Annotated in this window: 23 protein-coding genes and 1 tRNA gene; 13 read left to right on the plus strand and 11 right to left on the minus strand. The window is 73.4% G+C overall.

The window, feature by feature from the left end:
- The first annotated feature begins 189 nt into the window (after window positions 1-189).
- Genes ACLQ20_RS08285 through ACLQ20_RS08295 form a run of 3 tightly spaced genes read left to right on the plus strand, consistent with a single transcriptional unit; the run spans window position 190 to window position 1,934 of the window.
- Window positions 190-804, plus strand: a complete 615-nt coding sequence (locus tag ACLQ20_RS08285; protein WP_425854786.1) for a hypothetical protein — start codon at window positions 190-192, stop codon at window positions 802-804.
- The gene (locus ACLQ20_RS08290; protein WP_151457424.1) at window positions 801-1,331 is read left to right on the plus strand and encodes a hypothetical protein; all 531 of its coding nucleotides are present in this window, start codon (window positions 801-803) and stop codon (window positions 1,329-1,331) included. The genes ACLQ20_RS08285 and ACLQ20_RS08290 overlap by 4 nt, the downstream gene beginning before the upstream one ends.
- Window positions 1,332-1,382: 51 nt before the next feature.
- A complete protein-coding gene (locus tag ACLQ20_RS08295) occupies window positions 1,383-1,934 on the plus strand; it encodes a DUF5872 domain-containing protein (protein ID WP_425854788.1) in 552 nt (183 codons plus the stop codon).
- Window positions 1,935-2,126: 192 nt separating this feature from the next.
- Here the strand turns inward: ACLQ20_RS08295 and ACLQ20_RS08300 are convergent.
- Window positions 2,127-2,213: transfer RNA gene (locus ACLQ20_RS08300), tRNA-Ser, on the minus strand.
- Window positions 2,214-2,288: 75 nt separating this feature from the next.
- Here ACLQ20_RS08300 and deoD point away from each other — a divergent pair.
- The 3 genes from deoD to ACLQ20_RS08315 all read left to right on the plus strand — a co-directional run bounded on the left by deoD (window position 2,289) and on the right by ACLQ20_RS08315 (window position 4,222).
- The gene (gene deoD, locus ACLQ20_RS08305; RefSeq protein ID WP_151457422.1) at window positions 2,289-2,996 is read left to right on the plus strand and encodes a purine-nucleoside phosphorylase; all 708 of its coding nucleotides are present in this window, start codon (window positions 2,289-2,291) and stop codon (window positions 2,994-2,996) included.
- A 123-nt stretch (window positions 2,997-3,119) separates the two neighbouring features.
- On the plus strand, window positions 3,120-3,758 hold the full coding sequence (locus ACLQ20_RS08310; RefSeq protein WP_151457421.1) for a TetR/AcrR family transcriptional regulator: 639 nt from the start codon (window positions 3,120-3,122) through the stop codon (window positions 3,756-3,758).
- Entirely contained in the window at window positions 3,755-4,222 is a 468-nt protein-coding gene (locus tag ACLQ20_RS08315; protein ID WP_358122182.1) for an acyl-CoA thioesterase, read from the plus strand. Before ACLQ20_RS08310 ends, ACLQ20_RS08315 begins: the two co-directional genes overlap by 4 nt.
- Window positions 4,223-4,308: 86 nt before the next feature.
- Here ACLQ20_RS08315 and ACLQ20_RS08320 read toward each other — a convergent pair whose 3' ends face one another.
- From ACLQ20_RS08320 to ACLQ20_RS08335, 4 genes are all read right to left on the minus strand, one after another.
- Window positions 4,309-4,761: a nucleoside deaminase gene (locus ACLQ20_RS08320; RefSeq protein WP_425854850.1), complete on the minus strand. Its 453-nt coding sequence runs from the start codon at window positions 4,759-4,761 to the stop codon at window positions 4,309-4,311.
- A gap of 184 nt (window positions 4,762-4,945) precedes the next feature.
- Window positions 4,946-5,473, minus strand: coding sequence for a tRNA adenosine deaminase-associated protein (locus ACLQ20_RS08325; protein ID WP_358122180.1), 528 nt, complete (start codon window positions 5,471-5,473; stop codon window positions 4,946-4,948).
- A gap of 122 nt (window positions 5,474-5,595) precedes the next feature.
- A complete protein-coding gene (locus tag ACLQ20_RS08330; RefSeq protein ID WP_165947875.1) occupies window positions 5,596-5,763 on the minus strand; it encodes a hypothetical protein in 168 nt (55 codons plus the stop codon).
- 134 nt (window positions 5,764-5,897) lie between these two features.
- Complete coding sequence (locus ACLQ20_RS08335; protein ID WP_425854790.1) at window positions 5,898-6,290, minus strand: hypothetical protein; 393 nt, start codon at window positions 6,288-6,290, stop codon at window positions 5,898-5,900.
- Between the two features lie 60 nt (window positions 6,291-6,350).
- Here ACLQ20_RS08335 and ACLQ20_RS08340 point away from each other — a divergent pair, with 60 nt between their 5' ends.
- The 3 genes from ACLQ20_RS08340 to ACLQ20_RS08350 all read left to right on the plus strand — a co-directional run bounded on the left by ACLQ20_RS08340 (window position 6,351) and on the right by ACLQ20_RS08350 (window position 11,367).
- Complete coding sequence (locus tag ACLQ20_RS08340) at window positions 6,351-7,115, plus strand: M23 family metallopeptidase (RefSeq protein ID WP_151457441.1); 765 nt, start codon at window positions 6,351-6,353, stop codon at window positions 7,113-7,115.
- Between the two features lie 172 nt (window positions 7,116-7,287).
- Window positions 7,288-10,212 (plus strand): glycosyl hydrolase, encoded by a 2,925-nt coding sequence (locus tag ACLQ20_RS08345; protein ID WP_425854792.1) that lies wholly within the window; start codon window positions 7,288-7,290, stop codon window positions 10,210-10,212.
- A gap of 84 nt (window positions 10,213-10,296) precedes the next feature.
- The gene (locus tag ACLQ20_RS08350) at window positions 10,297-11,367 is read left to right on the plus strand and encodes a PHP domain-containing protein (protein ID WP_151454832.1); all 1,071 of its coding nucleotides are present in this window, start codon (window positions 10,297-10,299) and stop codon (window positions 11,365-11,367) included.
- Window positions 11,368-11,990: 623 nt separating this feature from the next.
- Here the strand turns inward: ACLQ20_RS08350 and ACLQ20_RS08355 are convergent.
- The gene (locus ACLQ20_RS08355; RefSeq protein WP_425854795.1) at window positions 11,991-13,055 is read right to left on the minus strand and encodes a DMT family transporter; all 1,065 of its coding nucleotides are present in this window, start codon (window positions 13,053-13,055) and stop codon (window positions 11,991-11,993) included.
- Window positions 13,056-13,178: 123 nt separating this feature from the next.
- On the opposite strand from ACLQ20_RS08355, the gene ACLQ20_RS08360 reads away from it, so the two are divergent.
- Both ACLQ20_RS08360 and ACLQ20_RS08365 read left to right on the plus strand, forming a co-directional pair.
- The gene (locus tag ACLQ20_RS08360) at window positions 13,179-13,772 is read left to right on the plus strand and encodes a Uma2 family endonuclease (protein ID WP_425854852.1); all 594 of its coding nucleotides are present in this window, start codon (window positions 13,179-13,181) and stop codon (window positions 13,770-13,772) included.
- A gap of 52 nt (window positions 13,773-13,824) precedes the next feature.
- Entirely contained in the window at window positions 13,825-15,495 is a 1,671-nt protein-coding gene (locus ACLQ20_RS08365; RefSeq protein WP_151454834.1) for a DUF885 domain-containing protein, read from the plus strand.
- 60 nt (window positions 15,496-15,555) lie between these two features.
- On the opposite strand, the gene ACLQ20_RS08370 is transcribed toward ACLQ20_RS08365, so the two are convergent.
- The 3 genes from ACLQ20_RS08370 to ACLQ20_RS08380 all read right to left on the minus strand — a co-directional run bounded on the left by ACLQ20_RS08370 (window position 15,556) and on the right by ACLQ20_RS08380 (window position 18,618).
- Window positions 15,556-16,878: a DUF6114 domain-containing protein gene (locus tag ACLQ20_RS08370; RefSeq protein WP_425854796.1), complete on the minus strand. Its 1,323-nt coding sequence runs from the start codon at window positions 16,876-16,878 to the stop codon at window positions 15,556-15,558.
- A gap of 79 nt (window positions 16,879-16,957) precedes the next feature.
- Window positions 16,958-17,080 carry a hypothetical protein gene (locus ACLQ20_RS08375; protein ID WP_255474753.1) on the minus strand — a complete coding sequence of 41 codons (123 nt, stop codon included), beginning with the start codon at window positions 17,078-17,080 and terminating at the stop codon, window positions 16,958-16,960.
- A gap of 416 nt (window positions 17,081-17,496) precedes the next feature.
- Window positions 17,497-18,618: a DUF3068 domain-containing protein gene (locus tag ACLQ20_RS08380; RefSeq protein ID WP_192581409.1), complete on the minus strand. Its 1,122-nt coding sequence runs from the start codon at window positions 18,616-18,618 to the stop codon at window positions 17,497-17,499.
- A gap of 110 nt (window positions 18,619-18,728) precedes the next feature.
- Here ACLQ20_RS08380 and ACLQ20_RS08385 point away from each other — a divergent pair, with 110 nt between their 5' ends.
- Window positions 18,729-19,928, plus strand: coding sequence for an acyltransferase family protein (locus ACLQ20_RS08385; protein ID WP_151454837.1), 1,200 nt, complete (start codon window positions 18,729-18,731; stop codon window positions 19,926-19,928).
- Here the strand turns inward: ACLQ20_RS08385 and ACLQ20_RS08390 are convergent.
- Entirely contained in the window at window positions 19,820-24,136 is a 4,317-nt protein-coding gene (locus tag ACLQ20_RS08390; RefSeq protein ID WP_425854798.1) for an alpha-(1->3)-arabinofuranosyltransferase domain-containing protein, read from the minus strand. The genes ACLQ20_RS08385 and ACLQ20_RS08390 overlap by 109 nt on opposite strands.
- An 85-nt stretch (window positions 24,137-24,221) precedes the next feature.
- Here ACLQ20_RS08390 and ACLQ20_RS08395 point away from each other — a divergent pair, with 85 nt between their 5' ends.
- A complete protein-coding gene (locus ACLQ20_RS08395; RefSeq protein WP_151454839.1) occupies window positions 24,222-25,433 on the plus strand; it encodes a glycosyltransferase family 4 protein in 1,212 nt (403 codons plus the stop codon).
- Here the strand turns inward: ACLQ20_RS08395 and ACLQ20_RS08400 are convergent.
- Window positions 25,418-25,612 (minus strand): hypothetical protein, encoded by a 195-nt coding sequence (locus ACLQ20_RS08400; protein WP_132238409.1) that lies wholly within the window; start codon window positions 25,610-25,612, stop codon window positions 25,418-25,420. The two genes, ACLQ20_RS08395 and ACLQ20_RS08400, sit on opposite strands and share 16 nt — an antisense overlap.
- Between the last annotated feature and the right edge of the window lie 136 nt (window positions 25,613-25,748).

Genomic DNA, 25,748 nt, shown 5'->3' on the forward strand with positions numbered 1-25,748 from the left:
ACCTCCTGCCTCTCCGCCCTGCCCGACCGACCCTCGCCGGAGGCCGCGCCACGCCCGGAGGAGGGCCGGCAGTGCGGCATTGCGGGGCGGTGCCGGAAGGGGACGATTGGGTACGGTGCGGAGAACGGCGTAGGCGGGACTCGTCGTACACATGTTCCATCCACAGGCTGTGGACGGCGGAGGGCTCCCATGGGTTACCAGCTCAGCGCGGTCGTCGCGGACGCCGAGCTGCTCCGCGAGCACACCGCCGACCTGGACCACGCGGTCCTCGGCGAGTTGCGCCAGGAGTTCGCGCTGCTGCCGGTCACCCCGCAACTGGTCGAGGAGCTGACCGGGGCGCCGCCCGACTACTCGACGACGGAGCGGTCCCCGGAGGAGCCGTTCCACCTGGTGCTCTCGGCACCCCTCGCCGAGGTCCTCGCCCGCTGGTCGCGGTCGGGTCCGGTGGCGTACCTGGAGGCGGAGTTCTTCGGCGGCGCCGGCTACCAGTCGGCGCTGGTGTGGCTCGGCGGCCAGGTGAGCTGGGGGCCGGGGTTCGACCGTCTCTTCGACGGGCCGCGTCCGGAGTGGCCGCTCAACGCGGCGCTCGCCCGGCTCGGGGCGGAGCCCGGCGCGTGGATCGACCCGTTCGCCGAGCTGGGCCTGCACGTCGAGCGGAGCACCGCCGGCTGGCTGGCGCACGGGCGCCGACGGCTGAGCGCCGACTACTGGGACGAGCTGGCCGAGGAATGGGAAAACCGGCAATCTGCGGGCGGGCAGCAACCTGAACGGCCCGGTCCCGTTGGGGACTGGGGGATTCCATGAAATTGCGACAATTTGGCTTTATAGCCGCGCTGACGACGGCTGCCTGGGTCTCGGGCAGCGGCGTGCACCCGCCGCTGCGCGAGTTGGACGGCCGGCCCGTCGGGGCCGTCGAGGTGGTCGACCTCAACGGCCTGCGCGACGTCGAGTTCGGCGACACCGAGGACGAGCTGACCCGGCGGGGCATCCTGCGCTCCGACATCGACGCCTGCGGCCCGGCGCTGGCCGGGTACGACACGACCAGTCCCATCTTCGTCGACGACCGGCTGGTGCTGCTCTGGCTCGGCGAGGCGACGCGCACCCCGCAGGGAGTCACCGCCGGCATGCCGGTCGACGAGGTCCGCACCCGCTACCCGTCCGCCCGGGAGCTGGACGCTCCACAGGGGACGTACCGGCTCGACGGGCTGCTCGCCCGGCAGGGCGACCGGGCGTACCTCTTCCTGCACGACGGGCAGGCGGTGAAGAAGATCATCGCCGGGTACGCCGACTGGGCCCAGCGCCTCTTCGACGAGGGCCACAGCCCCTGCTGAGCCCCGCGCAGGCTTGACGCGTGAGGGCCGCGAGGTGGGGTAACCGGCGGCATGGCGCGGTACACGAAGCCCGAACTCAGGGAGCAGGTCAAGGAAGAGATCAAGGCCTCCGACAAGGGCGGCCGGCCGGGACAGTGGTCGGCACGCAAGTCGCAGCTGGTCACCCAGGAGTACAAGAGGCGCGGCGGGGGCTTCGTCGGCCCGAAGGACGAACGGCAGAAGTCCCTCCAGCGCTGGGGCGGCGAGCACTGGCAGACCAAAGAGGGCGACACCCGGGCGCGGCACGGCGACGAGACGAGCCGCTACCTGCCCGAACAGGCCTGGAAGGAGCTCTCCGAGAAGGAGAAGCGGGCGACCGACGCCAAGAAGCGGAAGGAATCAAAGTCCGGCAAGCAGTACGTCGCCAACACCGGACCGGCCAAACGCGCCCGCCGCAACGCCACGTCGGCCGAACAACTGTCGGAGCTGCCGGTCGCCGAGGCGGCCAAGCTAGTCCGCGACCTCGACAAGGGCCAACTGAAGTCGGCACTGCGCCGCGAACGCGACGGCAAATCCCGCAAGACCCTCATCACCCGCCTGGAAAAGGAACTAAGCCGCCGCTGACCGGCCCCTCCGCCCCGCCCCACCCATCTCGACGTCGATCATGCACTCGTGGTGGGCAACAGCTACCCAGACGCCCCTTTCGCATGGCACCACAACTGCATGATCGACGCAGGCAGGGGTGCGGGGGGGGGTGCATGCGAGAACGCCCGGCCGATCCTTGCGGATCTGCCGGGCGTTCTCGCACTTCACGAGCGGTGGCGGAGGGATTTGAACCCTCGGAGGGCGTAAACCCTCACACGCTTTCGAGGCGTGCTCCTTAGGCCGCTCGGACACGCCACCGCCGAGAAGGGTACATGACCCCGGGTTCGGACGCCGAACCGGTACGCCCCGGGGCGGCCTGGCAGGATCCTTGCCATGAGTACGCACATCGGCGCGAAGCCGGGAGAGATCGCCGAGCGGGTCCTGATGCCGGGCGACCCGTTGCGGGCGAAGTGGATCGCGGAGACCTACCTCGAGGGCGCGCAGTGCTACTCGACGGTCCGGGGCATGCTGGGCTTCACCGGCCGCCACAACGGCGTCGAGGTCTCCGTCCAGGGCTCCGGCATGGGCATGCCCTCCGCCTCGATCTACGCCCACGAGCTGGTCAACGAGTACGGCGTGAAGAGCCTGATCCGGGTCGGCTCCTGCGGGGCACTGACCGAGGACCTGCGGCTGCGCGACGTGATCGCGGCGATCGGCTCGTCCACCGACTCGAACATGAACCGGATGCGCTTCGACGGGCTGATCGACTACGCCCCGGTGGCCGACTTCGGGCTGCTGCGTACGTCGGTCGAGGTGGCCGAGCGGCGCGGCATCGCGATGCGGGTCGGGCCGATCCTGGCGGCGGACGCCTTCTACACCGACCGCCCGGACCTCTACGACAGCCTCGCCGAGTACGGCGTGCTGGCGGTGGAGATGGAGTCGGCGGCGCTCTACACGATCGCCGCCCGGTTCAAGGCCCGCGCCCTGACGCTGCTGACCGTCAGCGACCACATCAAGACCGGCGAGAAGACCACCTCCGAGGAGCGTGAGCAGACCTTCAGCCAGATGGTCGAGATCGCCCTGGACACGATCATCGCCTGATCCTCGTCGGCCCCGACGCCGCCCGCCATCCGTCCCCGGATGGCGGGCGGCGTCGCTGTTTCGTGACCACGGTCACGCCACTAAACTATACGAACGGTCGTGCTTATTCATTAGCCTGTGCCCATGACAGTCGACGGACGCGTCGCGCGGGGCGACCGGACCCGCACCGCCGCGCTGGACGCCGCCGTGGTCCTCGCCACCGAGGTCGGCCTGCACGGGCTCTCCCTCGCCCAGCTCGCCGACGCGCTCGGCGTCAGCAAGTCCGGCCTCTTCGCGCACTGGGGCTCCAAGGAGGCGCTCCAGCTCGCCACGGTCGACCGGGCGGTCGAGCAGCAGCGGGAACGGGTCATCGAGCCGGCCCTGCGCGCCCCCCGGGGCGTACGGCGGCTCTGGGCACTGCACCAGGCCCGGATCGACTTCTTCGCCGCCCGGGTGCTCCCCGGCGGCTGCTTCTTCGCCAGCGCCGACTTCGAGTACAACGCGCGCCCCGGCCCGGTCCGGGACCGGCTCGCCGAGGTGTTCGGCCGCTGGACCGCGTTCCTCGAACAGCTCGTCCGCGAGGCGGTCGCCGCCGGCGAGCTTCCCGCCGACGTGGACGTCGCACAGCTGGCGTACGAGATCGACGCCCTCGGGATCACCGCCGCGATGCGCTCCCGGCTGCTGGACCCCGACACCGCCTACCGGCACGCCCGCCAAGGCCTGCTGAACCGCCTGCGGGCACTGTGCCCCGATCCGACCCTGCTACCGGAAGGCCTCTCATGAGCCACGCCATCGTCGACCAGCCCGCCGTCGAGTTCGGTCACGTCGCGCACGTCGCGGTGCACTTCGACGACCTCGACGCGTTCGGCCTCCTGCACAACGCCCGGTACGCGGTGCTGCTCGAACGGGCCCTGACCGGGTACTGGGCGGACCACGGTGTCGCGTTCCAGGCCGGCCAGCAGAGCGCACCGGACGTGTTCCACGCCGTCCGCGAGTTCACCATCACCTACCGGGCCCCGGTCACCGGGACCGGCCCCGTGGCGGTGCACTTCTGGCTCGACCACTTCGGCACCAGCAGCGCCCGGTACGCCTACCGGTTCCACTCAGTCGACGGACGCATCGTGCACGCGGAGGGCCAGCGGTCGATCGTCCGGGTCGACCCGGCGACCCTGCGCCCCGCCCCCTGGACCGACACCGCCCGCGCGGTGGCCGCGACCCTGCTCCGGCCCGCCCCGGCCGACGCCTGAGCCCCGGCACCCCGGCACGGGCGGCCCGCCCGAGGGGTCAGGAAGGGGCCATTCCTGTACCGCAGACGTCAGGAAGGCGCCCTTCCTCACACCCGGAAGAAGGCGCGCAGGATGGCGGCGCTCTCCGACTCCAGGATGCCGCCGTAGACCTCCGGCCGGTGGTTGAGCCGGCGGTCGCGCAGCACGTCCCACAGCGACCCGGCGGCCCCGGTCTTGGGCTCCCAGGCGCCGAAGACCACGGTGGACACCCGGGCCAGCACCAGCGCGCCCGCGCACATCGTGCAGGGTTCCAGGGTGACGACCAGGGTGCAGCCGTCGAGCCGCCAGCGGCCGAGCCGTCCGGCGGCCCGGCGCAGCGCCAGCACCTCGGCGTGCGCGGTCGGGTCGCCGGTCAGTTCCCGCTCGTTGCGCCCGATCGCCAGTTCGGTGCCGTCCGGCCCGTAGAGCACGGCGCCGACCGGGATGTCGTCGGCGGCGTCGGGGCCCGCGTCCGCGGGGCTGTCGGGGCCGGTCACGGCGACCGCCAGGGCCCGCCGCATCCACAGCTCGTGCCGCTGCCGCCGGCCGGCGCCGTCCGGCTCGGCCAGCCCCTCGTGGGCGCCGGGCCCGACCCGGCCCGCCGCGCCCGGGGTCGGCTGACCGGGGCGTACGGTGCCCAGCGCCGGATCGGTCGCGTCGGCCGGCTCGGCGCCGCCCGTACCGGCCCGTCCGGGCCCGGACGGCTCAGACCTCACGCAGTTCCTCGACCTCGTCGGCGCAGCCGAGCACCTGGCACACCTCGGCGGTGACGTCGGCCGGCATCATGCCCTCCTGCGCGCAGAGGTTGAGCAGCTTCTGCGCGGGGATGCCCAGGTCGGCCAGAAGGTCCGCCTCGCCGACCGGGTCGGCCTCGGGGTCGACGGCGGGCTGCTCGGTGTCGTCGTCGCCGCGGCCGGACGGGCGCGGCTCGTCGGTGTCGTCGAGCCCGGTCACCGAGGTCTTCAGGTCCCCGACCAGCAGGGCGCCCAGCCGGGACTCCTCCGCGTAGGCCGAGTCGGAGCCGAAGACCCGCAGGTCCTCCCCCTCGTCCAGGCGCAGGACCACCAGGTACGTGTCGTCGGCCTCGACGAAGAGCAGCGACAGGTCGGCGTCGGGGTCGACGTCGCGCAGCCGGTCGGCGACGTCCTCGATGTCGGTGACCCCCCGCAGGTTCACCTCGGCGGCCGTCCAACCGCTGTCGTCACGTACGACGGCCGCAGCGAAGTACGACACGGTTCCCCCAAAAGAGCCTCGGCAGGCCGACCCGTTACGCGTGCACGTTAGCCGGTCGGGTCGGCAGTCGACCGGTCAACGCCCCGAAGGGCCGGTCAATCCTGGGGAAAGTCTGCCGGTCGTCAGCCGGCGACCCGGCGGCGGGTGGCGATCAGCTCCCGCAGGCGCTCGCTGCGCACCCGCTGCGGCCGTACGCGCTGGCGTACCGCCCGGGCGCCCGCCAACTCGGCGAGGAGCTGCTGGCGACGGCGGCTGCGCTCGGGATCGAGCCGCGGAGTGGTCCAGGCCATAACGCCGAGGGTGCCGAGTTCGGGCGGCCACGTCAAGGCAGGATTCGCTGCGCAGCCGGCCCGCGACGCAGCGCAGCCACGGGCCCGCCGGAACGGGTGCCGCCAGGCGGGTCGCGGGACGGGCCGGACCGGGCTCACCAGAGCGGCCAGTCCCCGCTCGACACCCACCGCACCGTGACGATGGCGGCGGCGATGCTCCACCCGCCGGCGGTGACGATCGCGATGCCGGTGGCCACGCCCCGGTCGCCCACGCGGACCAGCAGCAGCGCGGCCAGCCAGGCCAGGCCGCCGGCCAGCAGCGTCCACCAGGCGTACCCGGACACGCCGCGGCCCAGCAGGCCGAACAGGAGCAGCCAGACGGTCGCCACGGCGGCGCCGGACGCGACGCCCGCGCCGGTGACCGGGTGCGGTTCGCGGTAGGTGGGCTGGGACGGCGGCGTGGACGGGAAGAGCCCCGAGGGGACCCGTGGCGCCGGCCGGAACCCGGCGTCCGGCTCGGGCGGGAAGGCGTACCGTCCGGTCGTCATCGACCCCTCCCCTTCTGCCGCGCACCTCCACCACCGTACCGACTCTGCGAGGATGACCGGATGCCCTCGCCGACGATCGGACGCCGCGCGCGTCCGGCGTACCCGGTCCTGCTGGTGCTGGTGCCGGTGCTGGCCGCCGGCTGCGCGACGACGCGGCCCGGGACGACGCCCGGCGCACCCCGGCCGAGCCTGCCGGCGACGGCCGGGCAGCCCGCGCCGCCGGCCGTCACCCCGACCGGCGCTCCCAGCCCGACCGGCGCCGCCGCCCCGACCGGCCCGTCGACCGCGCCGACCCGCGCCGGGCTGCCGCACGTCTTTCCGGTACGCGCGGCGAACGTCGCCTACCACCCGACCCACTCGGCCTATCCGGGGACGGACATCTTCGCCGACTGTGGCGAGCCGGTCGTGGCGGTGACCGACGGCGTCCTCCTCGAGGTCAGCCGGGTCGACCGGTTCGACAGGCGCGGGCCGCGGGGGCCGCACAACGGCGGGCTGTCGGTGTCGCTGCTCGGCGACGACGGGGTGCGCTACTACGGCTCCCACCTGCGCCGCGTCGCCGACGGCATCGACGTCGGGGTGCGGGTGCGCGCCGGGCAGCGGCTCGGCGAGGTGGGCCGGACCGGTAACGCGAACAACGTGTGCCACCTGCACTTCGGCATCTCCCCGCCGTGCACGGGCCGGGACGGCTGGTGGATCCGCCGGGGCGTGGTCTGGCCGGCGCCGTACCTGAACTCGTGGCGGCGCAAGGGCAACAAGGAACCGGCCGCCGAGGTGGCCGCCTGGCACCGCCGACACGGCTGCCCGAAGGCCCCGCCGACCGCCTGACGACCCGCTCCGGTTTGTCGTCATCAGCGCTTCATCGCTGGGAAACATTGACGGAAGTCTCGACGCTGGGCTAGCGTCCCGTCGCAAGAGAGCGCTCTCTGAGACCACTTTCCACACAATTCGCTCGCAGAACGCGCCCGTCCCCGACCGGCGCCCCCCGACCGGAGGCACTGTGACACCTCCTGCGACACGCCGCACCTGGGCCGTGGCGGCCACCTCCGCCCTGGCCCTCGCCCTCGGCGGCCTCGCCGTCGTGACCACCACCCCCGCCCAGGCCGCCACCGTCGGCGCCGGCAGCTACACCACCGACCGCGTGGGCCCCCTGCCCACCGGCTGCGGAGACATGACCACCAACCCCCGGCAGTTCGCCACCGCCGACGCGCCCCCCGGGCCGGTACCCACCAACGACTGGTGGTCGTCGCTGCTGTGGAAGCGGACCAACTGCTCCTACAGCGAGCCGCTGCACGCGCACCCGGCCTCCTACCAGCCGGCCGGCGACGGCCTCGGGATCTCGGCCACCTCCACCCCGACGATCAGCGGCACCGCGACCGGCGTCGGCGAGTTCAAGTACACGTACTCCGAGGACATCCGGGTCGGCATCGCGGGGCTGAGTGCCCCGGTCGTCAAGGTCGACGGCTGGACCGACTGGACGGTCACCCCGCACTGGACCGACGGCGCCCGGACCATGCGCGCCACCATCGGCCACGGACTTCCGTTCGCGTACTTCCGCACCAGCGGCGGCAACGCCCTGGTCAACGCCACCGGCGGCAGCCCCACGGTCTGGTCGAACAGCGGCGCCACGATCGGCTTCACCGTCCGGGGGCACGACTACGTGGCGTACGCGCCCACCGGCGCCACCTGGACCGTCAGCGGTGGACGGATCACCTCCACCCTGGCCGGCAAGGGCTACTTCTCCGTCGCCCTGCTGCCCACCACCCCGAGCACCGACGCCGCCACCCGCACCGGGCTGGCCACCACCTACGGCCAGTACGCCCACGCCCACGTCACCGGCACCCGGGTCTCGTACGCCTACGACCAGGCGACCAGCACCGTCAACACCACGTACGCGTTCACCACGACCGCCCGGGAGGGCACGGCGAACCGGACGGTCGTCAGCCTCTACCCGCACCAGTGGCGGTCGCTGACCGGCGCCACCCCGCTGGCGCTCACCTACCCGTCGGCGCGCGGCCGGATGAAGGTGCTCACCGGCGTCGACGCGTTCCGCACCTCGATGAAGTTCAACGGCGTACTGCCGGAGGTTCCCGCCGTCGCCACCGGCACCGGGGCGGACCTGACGACGCTGCGCAACCACCTGGCGGCGGTCCGGGGCAACCCGATGGACCAGCGCGGCACCGACACCTACTGGACGGGCAAGGGCCTGGGCCGGGCCGCCCGGATCGCCGAGATCGCCGACCAGGTCGGGGACGCCGAGACGCGTACCGCCGCGCTGAACGCCATCCGGGGCACCCTCAACGACTGGCTCACCGCCACGCCCGGGGAGACCGAGGGCGTCTTCCACTACGACCGCAACTGGGGAACCCTGATCGGCTACCCGGCCTCCTACGGCTCCGACCAGGAACTCAACGACCACCACTTCCACTACGGCTACTACATCGCCGCCGCCGCCACGCTGGCCAAGTTCGACCCGACCTGGGCCCGGCAGGACCAGTACGGCGGCATGATCGACCTGCTGATCCGGGACGCGAACAACTACGACCGCACGGACAACCGCTTCCCGTACCTGCGCGACTTCGACATCTACGCCGGGCACGACTGGGCCGCCGGGCACGGCTCGTTCAACGCCGGCAACAACCAGGAGTCCTCGTCCGAGGGGATGAACTTCGCCAACGCCCTCATCCAGTGGGGTCAGGCGACCGGCAACACCGCCGTACGCGACGCCGGCATCTTCATCCACACCACCCAGGCCGCGGCGATCCACGAGTACTGGTTCGACGTGACGAACGAGAACTACCCGGCAGCGTTCGGGCACTCCACGGTCGGCATGGTCTGGGGTGACGGCGGCGCGTACGCCACCTGGTTCAGCGCCGACCCGGAGATGATCCAGGGCATCAACATGCTCCCGGTCACGGGCGGGCACCTCTACCTCGGGCAGCACCCGGCGTCCAACCGCGCCAACTACCAGGAGCTGGTGCGCAACAACGGCGGCGAACCGACGGTGTGGCAGGACATCCTCTGGCAGTTCCTGGCGCTCGGCGACCCGGACGCGGCGCTGGCGAAGCTCCGCGCGAACCCCGGGTACACGCCGGAGGAGGGCGAGAGCCGGGCGCACACCTTCCACTGGATCCGCAACCTCGCGGCCCTCGGGACGGTGCACACCCCGGTCACGGCCAACCACCCGCTGGCGGCGGTGTTCCAGCGCAACGGCGCGCGCACCTACGTGGCGAGCAACATCACCGCCGCGCCGCTGACGGTCACGTTCTCCGACGGCACCCGGCTCGCCGTGCCCGCCGGAAAGACGGCCACCAGCGGGGCGTACACCTGGAGCGGCGGCACCGCGACCGGCGGGGTCAGCGGCACGACGCCGCCCACGACCGCCCCGCCGACGACCCCGCCGCCCACCACGGCCCCGCCGACGACCCCGCCGCCCACCACCCCGCCGCCGTCGTCGGACTTCCCCACCCGGTACCTGCTGCCGGGTGGCGGGCTGGCCGCGGCCGGCAGCCCGACGACCGCCACGGTGGCCGGCGCGGGCGGCGCGAACCGCGACGGCACGCCGACCAACCCGCAGGTGTTCACCGCCACGGGCCTGGATCTGGCGTACGGCGGCGGGCAGACCACGTTCGACCTGTTCCTTGATGCCGGCAACGCGGTCGGCAACGGGGTGCAGGTGCGGGTCTCCTACGACCTGACCGGCAACGGCAGCTGGGAGCGGGTGGAGACGTACCGCTACTTCGCCACCGACCCGGTTCCCGGGTACGAGCGCTACACCCAGCAGAGCGGCCTGCACTCCGCCACCGGCGCCCTCGGCAACCTGTCGAACGGCACCGTGCGGGTGGAGGTCTGGTCGGCGATCGGCAACAACCCGACCACCCTCGGCATCGGCGACAGGTCGCTGGTGAAGCTGCCGCACTCCTGATTCCGTGGCTCTCCGCTGATTCCATGGCCCTCCGCGCCGTCGGTCGTCCCGCGACCGGCGGCGCGGAGGCGTATTTTCCATGGCATGAGCGCCCGGGACCCCATCGCCGACCTGCGCCGGATCGCCTTCCTCCTGGAGCGGGCGAACGAGGCGACCTACCGGGTCCGGGCGTTCCGCTCGGCGGCCACGGCCCTCGCCGCGCTGCCGGGGAGGGAACTGGCCGAGCGGGCCCGCACCGGCAAGCTCACCGAGCTGTCCGGGGTCGGCGACGTCACCGCCCGCTGCGTGGCCGAGTCGCTCGCCGGCGAGGAGCCGGTCTACCTGCGGCGGCTGCTCGCCACGGAGGGCACGGACCTGGACGAGGCGGCCACCGCGCTGCGTGCCGCGCTGCGCGGTGACTGCCACACCCACTCCGACTGGTCCGACGGCGGCTCACCCATCGAGGAGATGGCGCTCGCGGCGGTCGAGCTGGGCCACGAGTACGTGGTGCTGACCGACCACTCGCCCCGGCTGAAGGTGGCCCGTGGCCTGACCGCCGACCGGCTGCGCAAGCAGCTCGACCACGTGGCGAAGGTCAACGAGGCGCTGCCGGAGGGCTTCCGGATCCTGACCGGCATCGAGGTGGACATCCTCGCCGACGGGTCGCTCGACCAGGACGAGAAGCTGTTGGCCCGCCTCGACGTGGTGGTCGGCTCGGTGCACAGCGGCCTGAACGACGACCGGGCGAAGATGACCCGGCGGATGCTGACCGCGATCGCGAACCCGCACCTGGACATCCTCGGCCACTGCACCGGGCGGATGGTGGCGTCCCGGCCCGCCGGGGTGAAGGGGCCGGGCGACCGGGCGCACCGGCCGCGTACCCGGGCGGAGAGCGACTTCGACGCCGACGCCGTCTTCGCCGCCTGCGCCGAGCACGGGGTGGCCGTCGAGATCAACTCGCGGCCGGAGCGGCAGGACCCGCCGAAGCGGCTGATCCGCCGAGCGCTGGAGGCGGGCTGCGACTTCGCCGTCAACACCGACGCGCACGCCCCCGGTCAGCTCGACTGGCAGCGGTTCGGCTGCGAGCGCGCCGCCCTGTGCGGGGTGCCCGCCGACCGGGTGGTCAACACCTGGGACGCCGACCGGCTGGTCGACTGGGCCCGCTCCGCCCGCTGACGTCCTGGCTGCTCGCCTGGCGCACCGGGCCCTCGCCTCGCCTGGCGGACCGGGCCCCCGCGGCAACACGCCGCCGACCAGGGGATGACACCACGGACGCTGTCGAGCTGCCCCGTTCATGAGACCGCATCACACGGACGCCGGTGGCCGCCGGGCGCGGCCACCACACGCGCCGGCCTTCACAAGCGCCGGCCATCACAAGTGCCGGCCATCACAGGCGGCCCGGCCGAACAGGCGGCCCGGCCGTCACTGACGGGCGGCGGAGCGGTGACCGCGCCTGGACGGGTGCGAAGCGGCAGCGGGTGGGGCGACGAGCCGCGCTGCTCCTGAAGGTCGCCGGCCCACGGCATGTCCCGCCACGTTCACGAGTGGAACACCATGGGTGTCAAAGGCGGGCGTTGACACCCATGGTGTTCCACCCGTCAGCCGGGCGACCGGGCGGCAGCCGGACGACCGGGCGAAGGGCGGCAGCCGGGCGACCGGGCGGGCGACCGGGCGACGGGCGGCAGGCGGCAGGCGGCGCCGGGCGGCAGGCGGCAGGCGGCGCCGGGCGGCCTGGCGAAGGGCGACCTGGCGAAGGGCGACCGGGCGACGGGCGAAGGGCGGGCGACGGGCGGGAGCGCTCAGCGGCGGGCAGCCGGCACGGACGGCGCGGCCTGCGCGGCGACGCCGGACGGCGCGACGACAGCGGCAGGCGCATCGGCATCGGCCGTGGTCGACTCGATCACGCTGGCGGGCGCGGACGGCTCGGTAGGGTCAGCGGGTGCGGGCCGGCGGCGGCCGATCAGGCCCTGCGAGACGGCGACGCCGGACAGCACGATGAGCGCGCCCACCGGCTGGTGCCAGGTGAGCCGCTCGTCGAGGGCCAGGGCGCCGATCAGCACCGCGAACACCGGCACCAGGTAGGTCACGGTGGAGGCGGTGCTCGCCCCGGCGACCCGGATGTTGCGCAGGTTGATGACGAAGGCGAGGCCGGTGCCGAGCGCACCGAGCGCGAGCACGCTGGCGAGCACCTCGGCCGAGAGGCCGGTCGGGGCGGGCAGTGCCCCGGCCACCAACGGCGCGACGACCGCGAGCTGGGCGGTCGCGACCAGGAGCTGTGCCGCCGAGAGCGAGAGCCCGGAGTGCGCGCTGCCCGCGACGAACTTCTTCTGGTACGGGATGGCGACGCCGTAGCAGGCGGCCGCGCCCAGGCACATGAGCTGCCCGGTGAAGTGGGCGCCGCCCACGCCCTGCCAGACCCCGAGCACCACCAGCACCCCGGCGAAGCCCAGCGCCATCCCGACTGCCCGGCGCGTGGTGAGCCGCTCGGTGCGGAACACCAGCACGGCCAACGGCAGCACGATGAGCGGGGTGGTGGCGTTCCAGATGCCCGCAAGCATCGACTCGACGCGCTGCTCGCCGTAGCCGAAGAGGGTGAACGGCACGGCGACGCCGAACGCGGCGGCCACGGTCAGGTGTGCCCAGACCCGGGGCTCGGCGGGCAGGCGGTCGCGGAGCACGGCGAGCACCAGCAGCAGGGTCACCGCGCCGGCGGCGACCCGGTAGAGGGTGAGGTGTAGTGGATGCAGCTCCCCGATGCCGATCTTGATGAACAGGAAGCTGGAGCCCCAGATGGCGGCCAGCGCCAGGAACCCGGGCAGCCAGCTCCGCAGCGCCGCGCGGTCAGGAGTGGAATCCACTGTCACCCCTGACACTCTGCCGCAGCCGTACGACGAAGTCCCGCGACTTCTTCCACGCCGTGTCGACCACCACAGAAACGCCTACGCTGTTGACGCGTTGACCACCCCGAGGAGGTGCACGCCGTGGCGATGCCGATGCGTTTCGACCCGCTCGTCGACCTCGACGGCATGTGGACGACCCAGTTCGCCGACCGGTACCTCCCGTTGCCGGGGCTACCCGATGCGCGCTACGAGTGCATCGACGGGAGGTTGGTCATGACGCCCGCCGAGGTCGGCACGAACAGCTACGGCGAGATCGAGCTCGCCCATCTCCTGAAGCCTGGCGCGAAGGCCCACGGGTTCTACGTGTTCGGGCAGGTGAACCTGACCTTCTCGCCGCGGCGCTGGATCCAGCCCGACATCACCGTCCTGCACGCGCTGCCGAAGACCGACGAGGAGGACCGGTGGATCCCGGCCCACCTCTGCACGATGGCGGTGGAGTTCGTCTCGCCCGGCAGCCGCCGGCAGGACTTCGTCGACAAGCCGATGCGGTGCGCGGAGGGACAGGTGCCGTACTTCCTGCGGGTCGAACTCTCCCGCCGGCTGGGGCATGCCCAGGCGGAGCTCTTCACCCTCGGCAAGTTCGGCGGTTACGACACCGTCGCCAAGGCGGTCGGCGGTCGGCGGCTCTCGGCCGACCTGCCGTTCCCGATCGACTTCGATCCCGCCGACCTGCTGCCCTGAACACGCAGAACGCGTTCGACAACTCGACGGTGCCCTCACGTAGGGTCGCAGCGTGGGACGAATCGATGACCTCGCGAACCGCTACGTGGCCGAGTGGGCGCCGCTGAGCCCGATCGGCGCCACCTATGTCGGCATTGCCGGCTACGACGACCAGCTCGACGACCTGTCGCCCGACGGGTACACGGCCCGCGCGGAGCTGATCCGACGGACGCTGACCGACCTGGAGGTGACCGAGCCGGAGTCGGAGTTGGAGCGGACCGCCAAGGACGCCATGCAGGAGCGGCTCGGCCTCGACCTCGCCCGCTACGACGCCGGCGAGGCGAGCAGCGAGGTCAACGTGATCTCCAGCGGCCTGCACGAGGTCCGCATGGTCTTCGACCTGATGCCGACCGAGGGCGACGACGCCAAGGCCCACGTGGCGGCCCGGCTCAACCGCTTCGCGAGCACCCTGGAGGGCTACAAGGCGACGCTGCGCGAGGCGGCCGCCGCCGGCCACGTCAGTGCCCGGGTCCAGCTCGTCGAGGTCGCCAAGCAGTGCGACATCTGGGTCGACCCGGACGGCGACAACTTCTTCCACGGGCTGGTCGAGCGGCTGGGCGCCGACGGCACCCTCGGCGCCGAGCTGCGTCGGGGCGCGGCGGCGGCCACCGCGGCGACGGCCGAGTTCGGCCAGTTCCTCCGCACCGAGATGGCTCCGCTCGGCCGGGAGAAGCAGGCCGCGGGTCGCGAGCGCTACGAGCTGGCCTCGCAGTACTTCCTCGGCGCCAGGGTCGACCTCGACGAGACGTACGCCTGGGGGTTCGAGGAACTGGCCCGGCTGGAGGCCGACATGCGCGCGGTGGCCGGCCGGATCGTCGGCCCCGGCGCCACCATCGACGAGGCGGTCGAGGCGCTGGACGCCGACCCGGCCCGGACGATCCGGGGCAAGGAGGCGTTCCGGGACTGGATGCAGGCGCTCGCCGACAAGGCCATCGGCGACCTGCACGGCACCCACTTCGACATCCCGGAGCAGGTACGCCGCATCGAGTGCTGCCTCGCCCCGACCAGCGACGGCGCGATCTACTACACCGGCCCGAGCGAGGACTTCTCCCGCCCTGGGCGGATGTGGTGGGCGGTGCCGCAGGGCGTCACCGACTTCTCCACCTGGCGCGAGGTGACCACCGTCTTCCACGAGGGCGTGCCGGGTCACCACCTCCAGGTCGCGCAGACGGCCGTCCGGGCCGAGCTGCTCAACCGCTGGCAGCGCCTGCTCTGCTGGGTCTCCGGGCACGGCGAGGGCTGGGCGCTCTACGCGGAGCGGCTGATGGACGAGCTGGGTTACCTGGAGGACCCGGGCGACAAGCTCGGCATGCTCGACGGGCAGGCGTTCCGGGCCGCCCGGGTGATCGTCGACATCGGCATGCACCTGGAGTTGGAGATCCCGAAGGACAACCCGTTCGGCTTCCACCCCGGCGAGCGCTGGACGCCGGAGCTGGGCTGGGAGTTCATGCGGGCGCACTGCCGGGTGCCGGAGGAGAACCTGCGTTTCGAGCTGAACCGCTACCTGGGCTGGCCGGGGCAGGCCCCCTCCTACAAGGTGGGCGAGCGGATCTGGCTCCAGGCCCGTGACGAGGCGAAGGCCCGCAAGGGCGCCGACTTCGACCTCAAGGAGTTCCACCGGCAGGCGCTCGACCTCGGCTCGCTGGGGCTCGACCCGCTGCGCAAGGCGCTCGCCCGCATCTGAGGTCGGCGGTGCGGGGCCGGCGGACACCGGCCCCGCACCGTCGGTGGTGGTGGAGTGAGGTCAGGAGAGGGTCAGCTTCAACGCCGGCGTGGCGGTCAGCGTGTCGCTGCTGACGAACGCCAGTTCCATGGCCGGCTCGGTGAAGGTGATCGGAACGGGTGACGTGATCGGCAGGCCGTCGGGGAACGGCAGGCCCGGGGTCAGCGTGATCTTGACGCCGAGCAGCCGCCCGACGAACCGGGTGGCGTAGAACGCGACGTCCCCCTGCACCGTCAGCCGGTCCGTGGCGAACCGCATCGTCCGGCCGGCCGGCGCGGGCGCACGGAGCAGGAAATCGTCGGTGTCCGCGCGGTCCATGGTGAACTTCAGTGCCTTCAGGCTCCCGTCGGCGGTGGGCAGGTCGACGATGCCCTCGAACCGCAGCCCGTCCATGGTCACCTTCGAACCGGTGAGCTTCGACGGGACCGCCGCCACCACCGGCTGTCCCGGGTCGGCTGCGATCCGGGGCAGTGGTCTGCCCGCCGCCACCTGCCCGGGTCGGCTCGGCGTCGGGCTGGCCGGGGCGCACCCCCGGCCGGGCACCGCCGGCCGCCCCGTGGCCGAGGCTGTGGGACGGACGCTCGACGTGACCGTTGGACGGACGCTCGAGGTGGCCGTGGGACGGACGCTCGGCGCGGTCGTGGGACGGACGCTCGGCGTGACCGTGGGACGGACGCTCGGCGCGGTCGATGGCGTCGCCCGGCGGGCCACCTCCTCGTCGTCGCGCCGGCCGCGATCGAAGAGGTCACCGATGCCGTCGAGGGTGTCGCGGACGGCGTCGCCTCCGCCGCCCGTCGACGGGAACGGGCCGGGGGCGGTCGGGGTCGGCGTCGCGCCCGGCGTCCCGGTCGGGGCCGGCAACGCGCCCGGCGTGCCGCTCGGCGCGGGTCGCGTTCCGCCCGGCGTGCCGCTCGGGGCCGGCTGCGTTCCGCCCTGGCCGGGAACTGTGGTGGGGCAGGCGGCAGTCGGCGGCGCCACGGCGCGCACCGGCGTCGGGCCGGGCGCGGCGAGCGCCACGGCGGCGGCAAGGCCGAGCAGCACCGGCAGCACCACGTACGGACGGAGGTCGCGCGGCCTGGCGTCGTACTGCATCGACTCGGCCGCCGGCATGGCATTGGCAGGCTTCGTGCCGATAGGCAGGGCGCCGGTTGGCTCGGCGGGCACCGGCACGGCGGACAAGGTGGGGCTGCCGAGCGACATCTGAGTGGTACCGAAGATCTCCAGATCGGCCAGCGCGGTCAGCAGGCCGCCCCGGAACGGTCGCACCCGCCGCCAGCGGCGGAAGCCGTGCCACGCCTCGCGGAACCGGCCGCGCCACACGGGCTGCGGATCGTCGGTCGTCACGTACGCCTCCTGGCGGGCCAGAGGGGACGGAGCTGGAACGGGACCACGGAGCACAACCGCCGCGGTCCCGGAATCCAGGTCAGAAGAGCGTGGCGCTGCGGATGCCCGAGACCGCCACGGGGTCCGTCGTCCCGTCGGACACCAGCAGCGCGGCGAAGCGCCGCCACCGGTGGCCGCCCTGGTCGTCGAACCGGTCCTGCACGGTTCCTCCCCTCAGGGATGTCGCGCGGGTCGCCGGTCGACCGGCGACGGCCCCACACCGGGCTGCCACAGTTACCGGCGAGTAGGGAACTGGGACGATGATGCCGCGCGAAGACGCAGGCCACAAGGCCCGGATCGCCGGCCGCCACAGCCAAGGTCACGCGGAGTAGTGAGGCAGCGCGACCGGGCCCCTGGCTCCATGGACATTGATCAATGATTCTCGCGCAAACCGGGCACGTCGCCCTTCGAGCACGACCGTCCGTGACGAGCAGCGATTCAGATTACGGTTCAGTAACGGCGAGGCCCCCTGCACGACAGGCCGCCACCGTCGCCCCTGAACGGGGACGACGGTGGCGGCCTGTCAACTGGTTGCCGGTGATCGACGTCCGCACCTGGACGCCGGCCGAGGTGGCTCCGCTACCGGCGTCCGGCCTCGCCGTCGTGCACGGGCGCCCCGGAGGTGACCTGCTCGGACGACGCCCGCGGGGCGGGCGCCGTGGCAGCGTCGGCGTCGCCGTCGGCGCGGTGCCGCGCGGCGGCGGTGGCCCGGCGTCCGGCCAGCACCAGCCAGAGCCCGATGATCAGCGCAAGAGCGCCGACGACCGTCAGCACGAGCGGAATGGTCCGACCGATCAGCAGCAGCTTGTCCCGGTTGTTCCCGGCAGACTCGACGCTGTTGGCGATCGTCTGGTCGGTGTAGACGAAGTCGCCGTCCAGCAGCGGGGTGCTCGCACCCTGGTCCGGCACCAGCGTCTTCTTCTGCTGCTCGCGCACCTTGACGAAGTTGCCGCTGACCGGCTCGACCCAGATGGTGCGGGTGTTGCTGTACATCACCTTGCCGCTGGTCGCGCCCGGCGCGAACGCCCCGAGCAGGCCACCCACCCGCTCGGCCGGCATGCCCAGGTCGGTCTCCTCGATGACCTGCTGGAACCGGTACGCCTCAGTGCCGTTGATCTTCTCGGTGCCGTCGAACCGGATCGGCAGCGCCTTGCGCAGGTCACGGTCGAAGTACTCGTAGTCCTTGCGCTCCGTGTTGAACGGGAACTTGTAGGTCTGACCACCGAAGGTGACCTCGCTCGGCCCCTCCGGGCCGTCGGCCTGGAGGAACTGCTTGTCCCAGTCGACCGCCGCGGCGGTCTTCCGGTCCAGGGCCAACTCCGCGGAGTACTGGCTGATCACCTCGCCGGTCTGGACCCACTTCACCGTGCCGTACGCGCCCCAGACGACCGACTTGCCCTCCAGGTCGCCGGTCATCTCCGCCTCGGTGCTCCCGGCCTGCGGCGCCACCTCGGTGGTGGACTCCAGCCTGCCGGTCTGCACGGTCGGCGGGGCGTCCTTCTTGAGCTGCAGGAACTTGGCGTTCTCCGCCACCGCGACGCTCGGCTTCAGGCAGCCCTCGGGCTTGCCCTCCGCGTTGCACAACTTGAGGTCGTACGGCAGTTTCGTCACCGTCGGTGCCACGAAGAACGCCGCTCCCGCGGCGAGCACGAGACACAAGACGCCTATCCCGAACAGCACGGCGCCCAGACGAGCCTTCACTGATCCTCCTAACAAAGACAGTCAGCCGGTGTCCGGCGAGCGGTCCTGTCCCTAAACTTGGCCGCAGGTTACTCCCGGGTTACATATTCACGCGACCCTCTGGACGGTTGATGTCTGCCCCAACTCCGGATCACGACCTCCGCCGACTGCCCGCGCTGGACGCCGTACGGGTGATCGGCGCGCTGGCCGTCGTCGGGCACCACGTCGGGTTCGCCACCGGTGCCAACACCGGCGACTCGGGGCTGGGCAGCTGGTTGTCCCGCCTCGACGTGGGCGTCGCCGTCTTCTTCGTGCTCTCCGGCTTCCTGCTCTTCCGCCCGTACGCCCACTCGTCGGCCACCGGGCAGCGGTCCCCCTCCGCCCGGCGCTACCTGTGGCGCCGCGCGACCCGCATCCTGCCCGCCTACTGGCTGACCGTGGTGGTCTGCCTGCTGGTGCTGCCGCAGAACCAGCCGGCCTCCGCCGGCGACTGGTGGCGGCACCTGACGCTGACCCAGATCTACGAACCCCGGCAGTTGCGCCACGGCCTGAGCCAGACCTGGAGCCTCGCCACCGAGGCGACCTTCTACCTGCTGCTGCCGCTGCTCGCCGTGCTGCTGATGCGGCGGCGCTGGCGGCCCGGCCGGTCCACCGTCCTCATCGTGGCGGCGGGGCTGGCCATCACCGCCGGCTGGGTGGCCCTGATGGGATCGGGCCTACTCAACCTGGGCCTGCACACCATGTGGCTGCCCTCGTACGCCGGCTGGTTCGGCGCCGGCATGGCGCTGGCGACCGTCCACGTGTCGCTGCGCACCGGCACCGGTCACCGCTGGCGGTGGCTGGACGACCTGGGCGCCGCACCGCTGGCCTGCTGGTCGGTCGCGCTGGCCGCCCTGGCCGTGGCCACCACGCCGATCGTGGGTCCCCGCGACCTGGCCGAGCCCACCGCCGCCGAGTTCGGGCTGAAGATGGCGCTGTACGCCCTGGTGGCGGTGATGGTGGTGCTGCCGGTGGCGTTCGGGCCGGCCACCCGCACCAAGGCCGTCCTCGGCGGCGCGGTCGGCCGGTGGCTCGGCCGGGTGTCCTACGGGCTGTTCCTCTGGCACCCGTTCGTGCTGGAGGGGGTCTACATCGTGGGCGACCGCCCGAACTTCAGCGGCGACACGGGCGAGATCTTCCTGCTCACCGTCGCCGGTGGGCTGGTCCTCGCCGCCATCAGCTACTACGCCGTCGAGCGCCCCTTCCAGCGCTGGAACGCCCCCCGGCCGCGTCGGCGCGGGAGCACGAGGGAGAACCAGAGCACCGTCACGGCGGCGACCGCCGCCAACTGAGGCGCCGCGTCGGCGTGCCCACCCCGGGTCACCGCGTACCAGCCGGCCAGCCCGAAGCCGGCCACCGGCAGCCAGCGCCCGGCCACCCGGTACAGCCGGCGCAGCCCGCGCCGGTCCGGTGGGTGCAGGTGTGGCGCCAGCGCGTGGCCGGCCACCACGCCGGCCGCCGCCAGCAGCGCCACCGCGACTGCGGCCAGGCCGCCGACCAGCAGCAGCGCAGTCCCGCCGAACAGCAGGGCGAGCAGCCGGTGCCGGCGTCGACGCGGCGGCCCCGCCGCCGGCACGGGCACCGGCACACCCCGACTCGGGAGCAGGGCGGCCAGCGCGACCCCGCCCAGCGCGATCGCGCCGGCGCCCAGCGCCAGGACGTACCCGTCGTCCGGGGCGAACCGCAGCAGCACCTCGCCGGAGAACCCGGCCGGCACCAGCCAGCCCTGCTGCCAGCCGTCCACCACGAACGGGGTGAGTCGCTCGCCGCCCGCGGTGGCCTCCCACCCGGGGTTCGCGTTCTCGCGCAGGGCCAGCACCCGCTGACCCGGGTACCCGTCCAGGTGCAGCGACCGGCGGGTGGCCGACCAGCCGTCCACCCGGACCGGAGTCTGCACGGCGTCCGGGACCTGCGCCGAGCCGGCGACGCCCGCCGAGCCGGCCGCGCTGCCGTCGGTGGGCCCCGGGACCACGGCGTGCGGCGTCAGGACGAGCCGGGTGGGCGTAGCCAGGCGGCTCGCCGCCGCCACCACCCGCACCTCTGCGCCGGCCAGCGGCAGCGGATCCTTCGCTCCGGCGCCGCACAGGAGCGCGTCCACCTCGCGCAACTCCGCCAGCTCCCGCCGGCTGGCCACCAGCGCCGTCCGGCGCCGTACCGCACCGACCTCGACGGTGGGCCCGGTGCCGCAGGGGAGCGTGACGCGCGCCTCCGGGTCGTTGCGGGGCACCGGTCCGTCCGGCAGCACGGTCAGCTCGCCGACGCCGACGGGCAGGCTCTGTGACAGCCGCCGGTACGGGTCGAAGGTGTTGGCCGGCACCACGTCGGAGATCAGCACGGTGATCTCGTCCGTCTTGAGCGGCCGGTCGAAGACCAGGCTGCCGCCCTCGTCGAAGACGCCGCCGCGCATGCCGCCGTCTCCGATCACGGTCGCCTGCCACGGGCGGGCCGCCGCCGCGGTGGGCGGCAGGGTCACCTTCAGCCCGGCGATCTGGCGGGCTTTCGGCCAGGTCAGGCGCAGCCACGGCTGCCGGTCGGAGCTGGCGGCGTACCAGGTCGTCGCCGGGTCGCCGTCGACCACCGCGCCCGGCCGGGCCGCGGGGTGGGAGACGCCGACGCTGGAGGCGGCGACCACCGGGGTGACCCCGCGCGCGACGGCCGCCGCGCCACCGCCGTCGAGCAGCGCGTTCAGCGCGCCGCCCGCACGTGGGCGCACCCGCAGCGCGACGTCGTAGCCGGCGGCGACCGGCAGGCTCAGCGTCCGGTCGATCCGGTCGCCGTCCTCGGACTCCCGGACGAGCCCGCCGTCGCAGATCGGCCGCCCCTCGTCGAAGACGCAGGGCGCGGCACCGGCGGCGGCGGTGAGCACCACGGAGGCCGGGGCGGCGGTCGCCGGGGGCGCCGGCACGGCCAGGGTGCGCTCGGCCCGCACGCCCGGGATGGTGATCTCGGCGATGCCGACGCCGCCGAAGCCGGCCCGGATGTCGAAGACCTCGTCGATGGAGATCCGCACCCGCCGGGTCGGGTAGCCGGCGGGCACGATGACCTGCACGCTCTGGCCCGGGTTCTCCACCACCGCCTGCTGGTTGCCGGCGCTGACGGTGATCTTCGTGGGCAGGGAGTCGGCGCCGGTGTCGAAGACGATGCCCACCTCGCGGACCACCTGCGGCTCGGTCAGCTCCACCTCCAGCCACTGCTCGGTGGTGACCGTCCCGGGCGCGGAGCGCCAAGCGGTGGCGAGGCTGCCGTCGAGCGCCGCGTACGGCTGGTGCGCCGGTCGGCCGCCGACCAGCGGCTGCGCGTCGGACCAGGAACTCGACGCGGTGACCGACCCGATGCCCAGGTAGCGCACGGTGGTGGCCTGGCCCTCGCCCCACGGCGGCAGGTAGTCCCGGGCGGGCGCGCCGAGCCTCGCCTCGTCGGCGGAAGTCATGGTCGCCGAGGCGTTGTCGTGCGGCTGCCCGAACGCGACCTCGCGTCGGCGCATCCCGTCGGTGAGCACCACCGGGCCGTCGGTCAGCCCTGCCGGCCGATCCCCGACGAGCACCGTCGGGGCGTCGGAGAGCCGGCCGGCCGCCGCGATCTGGAGCAACGACTCCGGCCCGCCCACCACGGTGGTCAGGCCCTTCACGTCGTACGCGACGACGGGGCTGACCGGCTGGGCGACCTCGTACACCTCCAGGGCCCGGACCTTCACGTCCAGTCCGTGGTCGACGAAGTTGCCGGGCAGTTGGCCGCCGCCGACCTCCGGTCCGAAGGCCCGCACCGGGCGGATGCCGGGCGAGCGTTGCAGTGCCTGCCGGACCACCACCGGTTGGGTGGCGCCCGAGCGCCCGTAGTCGAGGTCGGAGCGGAGCAGCAGGTACCGCACGCCGGAGCGGGCGAGCAGGTCGGCCAGCCCGGCGGAACCCTCGCCGTTGGCCAGTGCCGACTCGACGGCGTCGAGCAGCCGGATCGTGCCCGGCGGGGTGAGCGGCACCGAACTGCGTACCGCCCAGGGGCTCTCCAACAGAGGTTGGGTGACCTCGTCGCTCGGGCTGCCCCACAGGTAGCGGGGGAAACGGGCGGCGGGCACCACCAGCACCCGGTCGTCGCCGAGGTTGCTGTCCAGCCAGGAGGTCGCCTGGTGCCAGTAGCCGGGCACCTCCCGGAAGCTGCCCTGGGCGGGCATTCCGGCGGCCAGCGCCGGGGCGGCCACCCCGGCGACCGCGACGAGGGCGGTGCCGGTGACCAGCGTGGCGCGCAGCCGCACCGGCTGGAGCAGTCGGGGCAGGCCCGGGTTCACGTCGGGCCGGTCGCCCGCGCGGGCCGCCCGCGCCACCAGCCCCAGCAGGTGGGCGAGGCCGAGGATGAGCGGCAGCCGCAGCACCACGTCGAACTTGTGCACGTTGCGCAGTGGCGCGCCGGCCGCGTCGAGGAAGTCCCGCTGCGTCTGGGCGCCGAACCCGTCGATAGCGCCGACGTGGCCGAGCCCGACCAGGGCCAGCCCGACCAGCAGGCCGGTGACCAGGAAGCGCCGGTGCGGCATCCCGCGCCGGGCCAGGCCGGCGAGGCCGAGGCCGGCCACCACCAGGGTGGCGATCACCAGCGGCTGCTCGGTGGCCAGCCGCCAGCCGGCCGACCAGGGCGGCCCGTACGCGCCGTTGAGGTACGCGTGCCAGTGCGAGGCGCCGCGCAGCACGGTGGTCATGTCGGTGGGGGCCGTGGTGACCGGCGCCGTCTCGATGTAGTCCAGGAACGGCGGACTGTACCGGCCCAGCAGCAGCAGGGGCACCAGCCACCAGGCGGTGGCGGCGCCCACCGCCAGCCCCCAGGCGACGAGCGCCCGGATCCGCAGCCGGAACGGGTGCAGGCCGACCAGCCACAGACCGGCGAGCGGCACGACGGCCAGCACCGCCGTCGCGTTGACGCCGCCGGCGCACGCCACGACCAGCGCGGACAGGGTCACCGCCCGGCGTACGGAGCCGCCTCGGGCCAGCCCCACCAGGGGCACCAGCACCCAGGGTGCGAGGGCGCTCGGCCATGCCTCCACCGAGATCGGGCCCAGCTCGGTGACCAGCCTGGGGGAGAGCGCGAAGGCCACCCCGGCGAGCAGGCGGGCGGCCGGCGTGCCGATGTGCAGCCGCTCGGCCAGCCGGACCACGCCGGTGCAGGCCACCGTCATGACCAGCGCCCACCAGAGCCGTTGCACCACCCAGGCCGGGATGTCGAGCACCTCGCCGAGCAGGAAGAACGGGCCCATCGGCCAGAGGTAGCCGTACGCCTGATTCTGAAGCTGGCCGAAGGTTCCGTCCGGGTCCCAGACGTGCAGGGCGCGGCTCAGCCATCCGGCTGGATCGACGGCCAGGTCCACCTTGGTGTCGATGGCGATCATGCCCGGATCCTGAAGGAACGCCAGGGCCGACAAACCGAGACAGACCGCGACCAAGCGTAGACGCCACACCCTTCTCGATGTGGCGTCCGGTCGGTCGGTCAGCTCCGGGCGGGCCGGCGCCTGCTGCATTTCGCCTCCGATCGGGCATTGCGGGGGCCGTGACGAAGCCCATAGTGTGACGCGACGCGAAGACTACTCGGCAGTAGGAGTAAGTGTGGAAGCACCGCCTGCCGCCACCCGGCACGTACTTTTCCTCAACTGGCGCGACACCCGGAACCCGGAGGGCGGCGGTTCGGAGGTGTACGTCGAGCGGATCGCCGGTGAACTCGTACGCCGGGGCCACCGGGCCACCCTGCTCTGCGCCACCCACTCCGCCGGCCCCGCCGAGGAGATCACCGCCGCCGGCGTACGCGTGCTGCGGCGCGGCGGCCGACACACCGTCTACCTGCGCGCCGCGCTCGTCTACCTGGCCGGAGCCCTGGGCCTCGGGCCGCTGACCCGGCGCCGGGGCGGTCGCCCCGACCTGATCGTGGACGTCGGCAACGGCCTGCCCTTCCTGTCCGCCCTGTACGCCCGCCGGCCGGTCATCGCACTCGTGCACCACGTGCACCGTGAGCAGTGGCCGGTGGTGCTGGGCCGCTGGCTGGCCGGCTTCGGCTGGTGGGTCGAGTCCTGGCTCGCCCCGCGCGTCTACCGCCGCTGCCAGTACGTGACCGTCTCGGCGGCCACCCGGCGGGAACTGGCCACCCTCGGCATCGACCCGTCCCGGGTCGCCATCGTGCACAACGGCACCCCCGACATGACGGTGGGGCCGGTGCCGCGCACCCCGCAGCCGTCCCTGGTGGTGCTCGGCCGGCTGGTGCCGCACAAGCAGGTCGAGCTGGCCCTGCACGCGGTTGCCGGGCTCACCGGCGAGCTGCCGGGGCTCACCCTCGTGGTCGCCGGCCAGGGCTGGTGGGAGCCGCAGCTGCGCCAGCTCGCCGAGGAGTTGGGCGTCACCGACCGGGTCCGGTTCACCGGCTTCATCAGTGACGCCGAGAAGCGGGAGCTGCTGGCCAGCGCCTGGGTCGCGCTCACCCCCTCGCTCAAGGAGGGCTGGGGGCTGACCATCGTGGAGGCCGGGGCGGTCGGCACGCCGACGGTGGCGTTCCGCGGTGCCGGCGGAGTCGAGGAGGCGCTCGTCGACGGCGAGACCGGCCTGCTCGCCGACGGTGCCGACGACTTCGTCGCCAAGGTGCGGCTGCTGCTGACCGACGACGCTCGGCGCACCGCGATGGGCACGGCGGCGCGGGCGCACGCGGCCCGCTTCACCTGGCCGATCTCGGGCGAAAAATTCGCGGCCCTCGTGACGAGGGCCGCGAACGTTCGGAGCGTGGTGCCGGCGGAGCAGATGGAACCGGTGGAGCCGTCCTACCTCGTGCCGTAGACCAGCGGCTTGTTGGCGCCGCCGCCACCGCCGTCCGAGCTGGTCCGCGCGGCCTGCTCGGCCTTGGCGGCCTCGGACGACGAGGTGCCGGTGAGGGTGGTGGCCAGCGCCACCGACCCGAAGACGCCGAGAGCGACCGCGATCACTCCGGCGAGAACCAACGAGAGAGCACTGCGCATGGTGCTGACTTCCTCCTCGTGAGCTGCGTGCGCGGGACGTTACCACCAAGTAGCGTCGGTGGGGAGGGCCGCGAGGACGATCGATTCCGGCCTGGCGGCGGGAACCCTCGGCAGCTCACCGCGCACCGGGGCCCCA

Origin of the sequence: Micromonospora sp. DT46 (assembly GCF_049841735.1) — a bacterium.
Lineage (GTDB): Bacteria > Actinomycetota > Actinomycetes > Mycobacteriales > Micromonosporaceae > Micromonospora > Micromonospora reichwaldensis.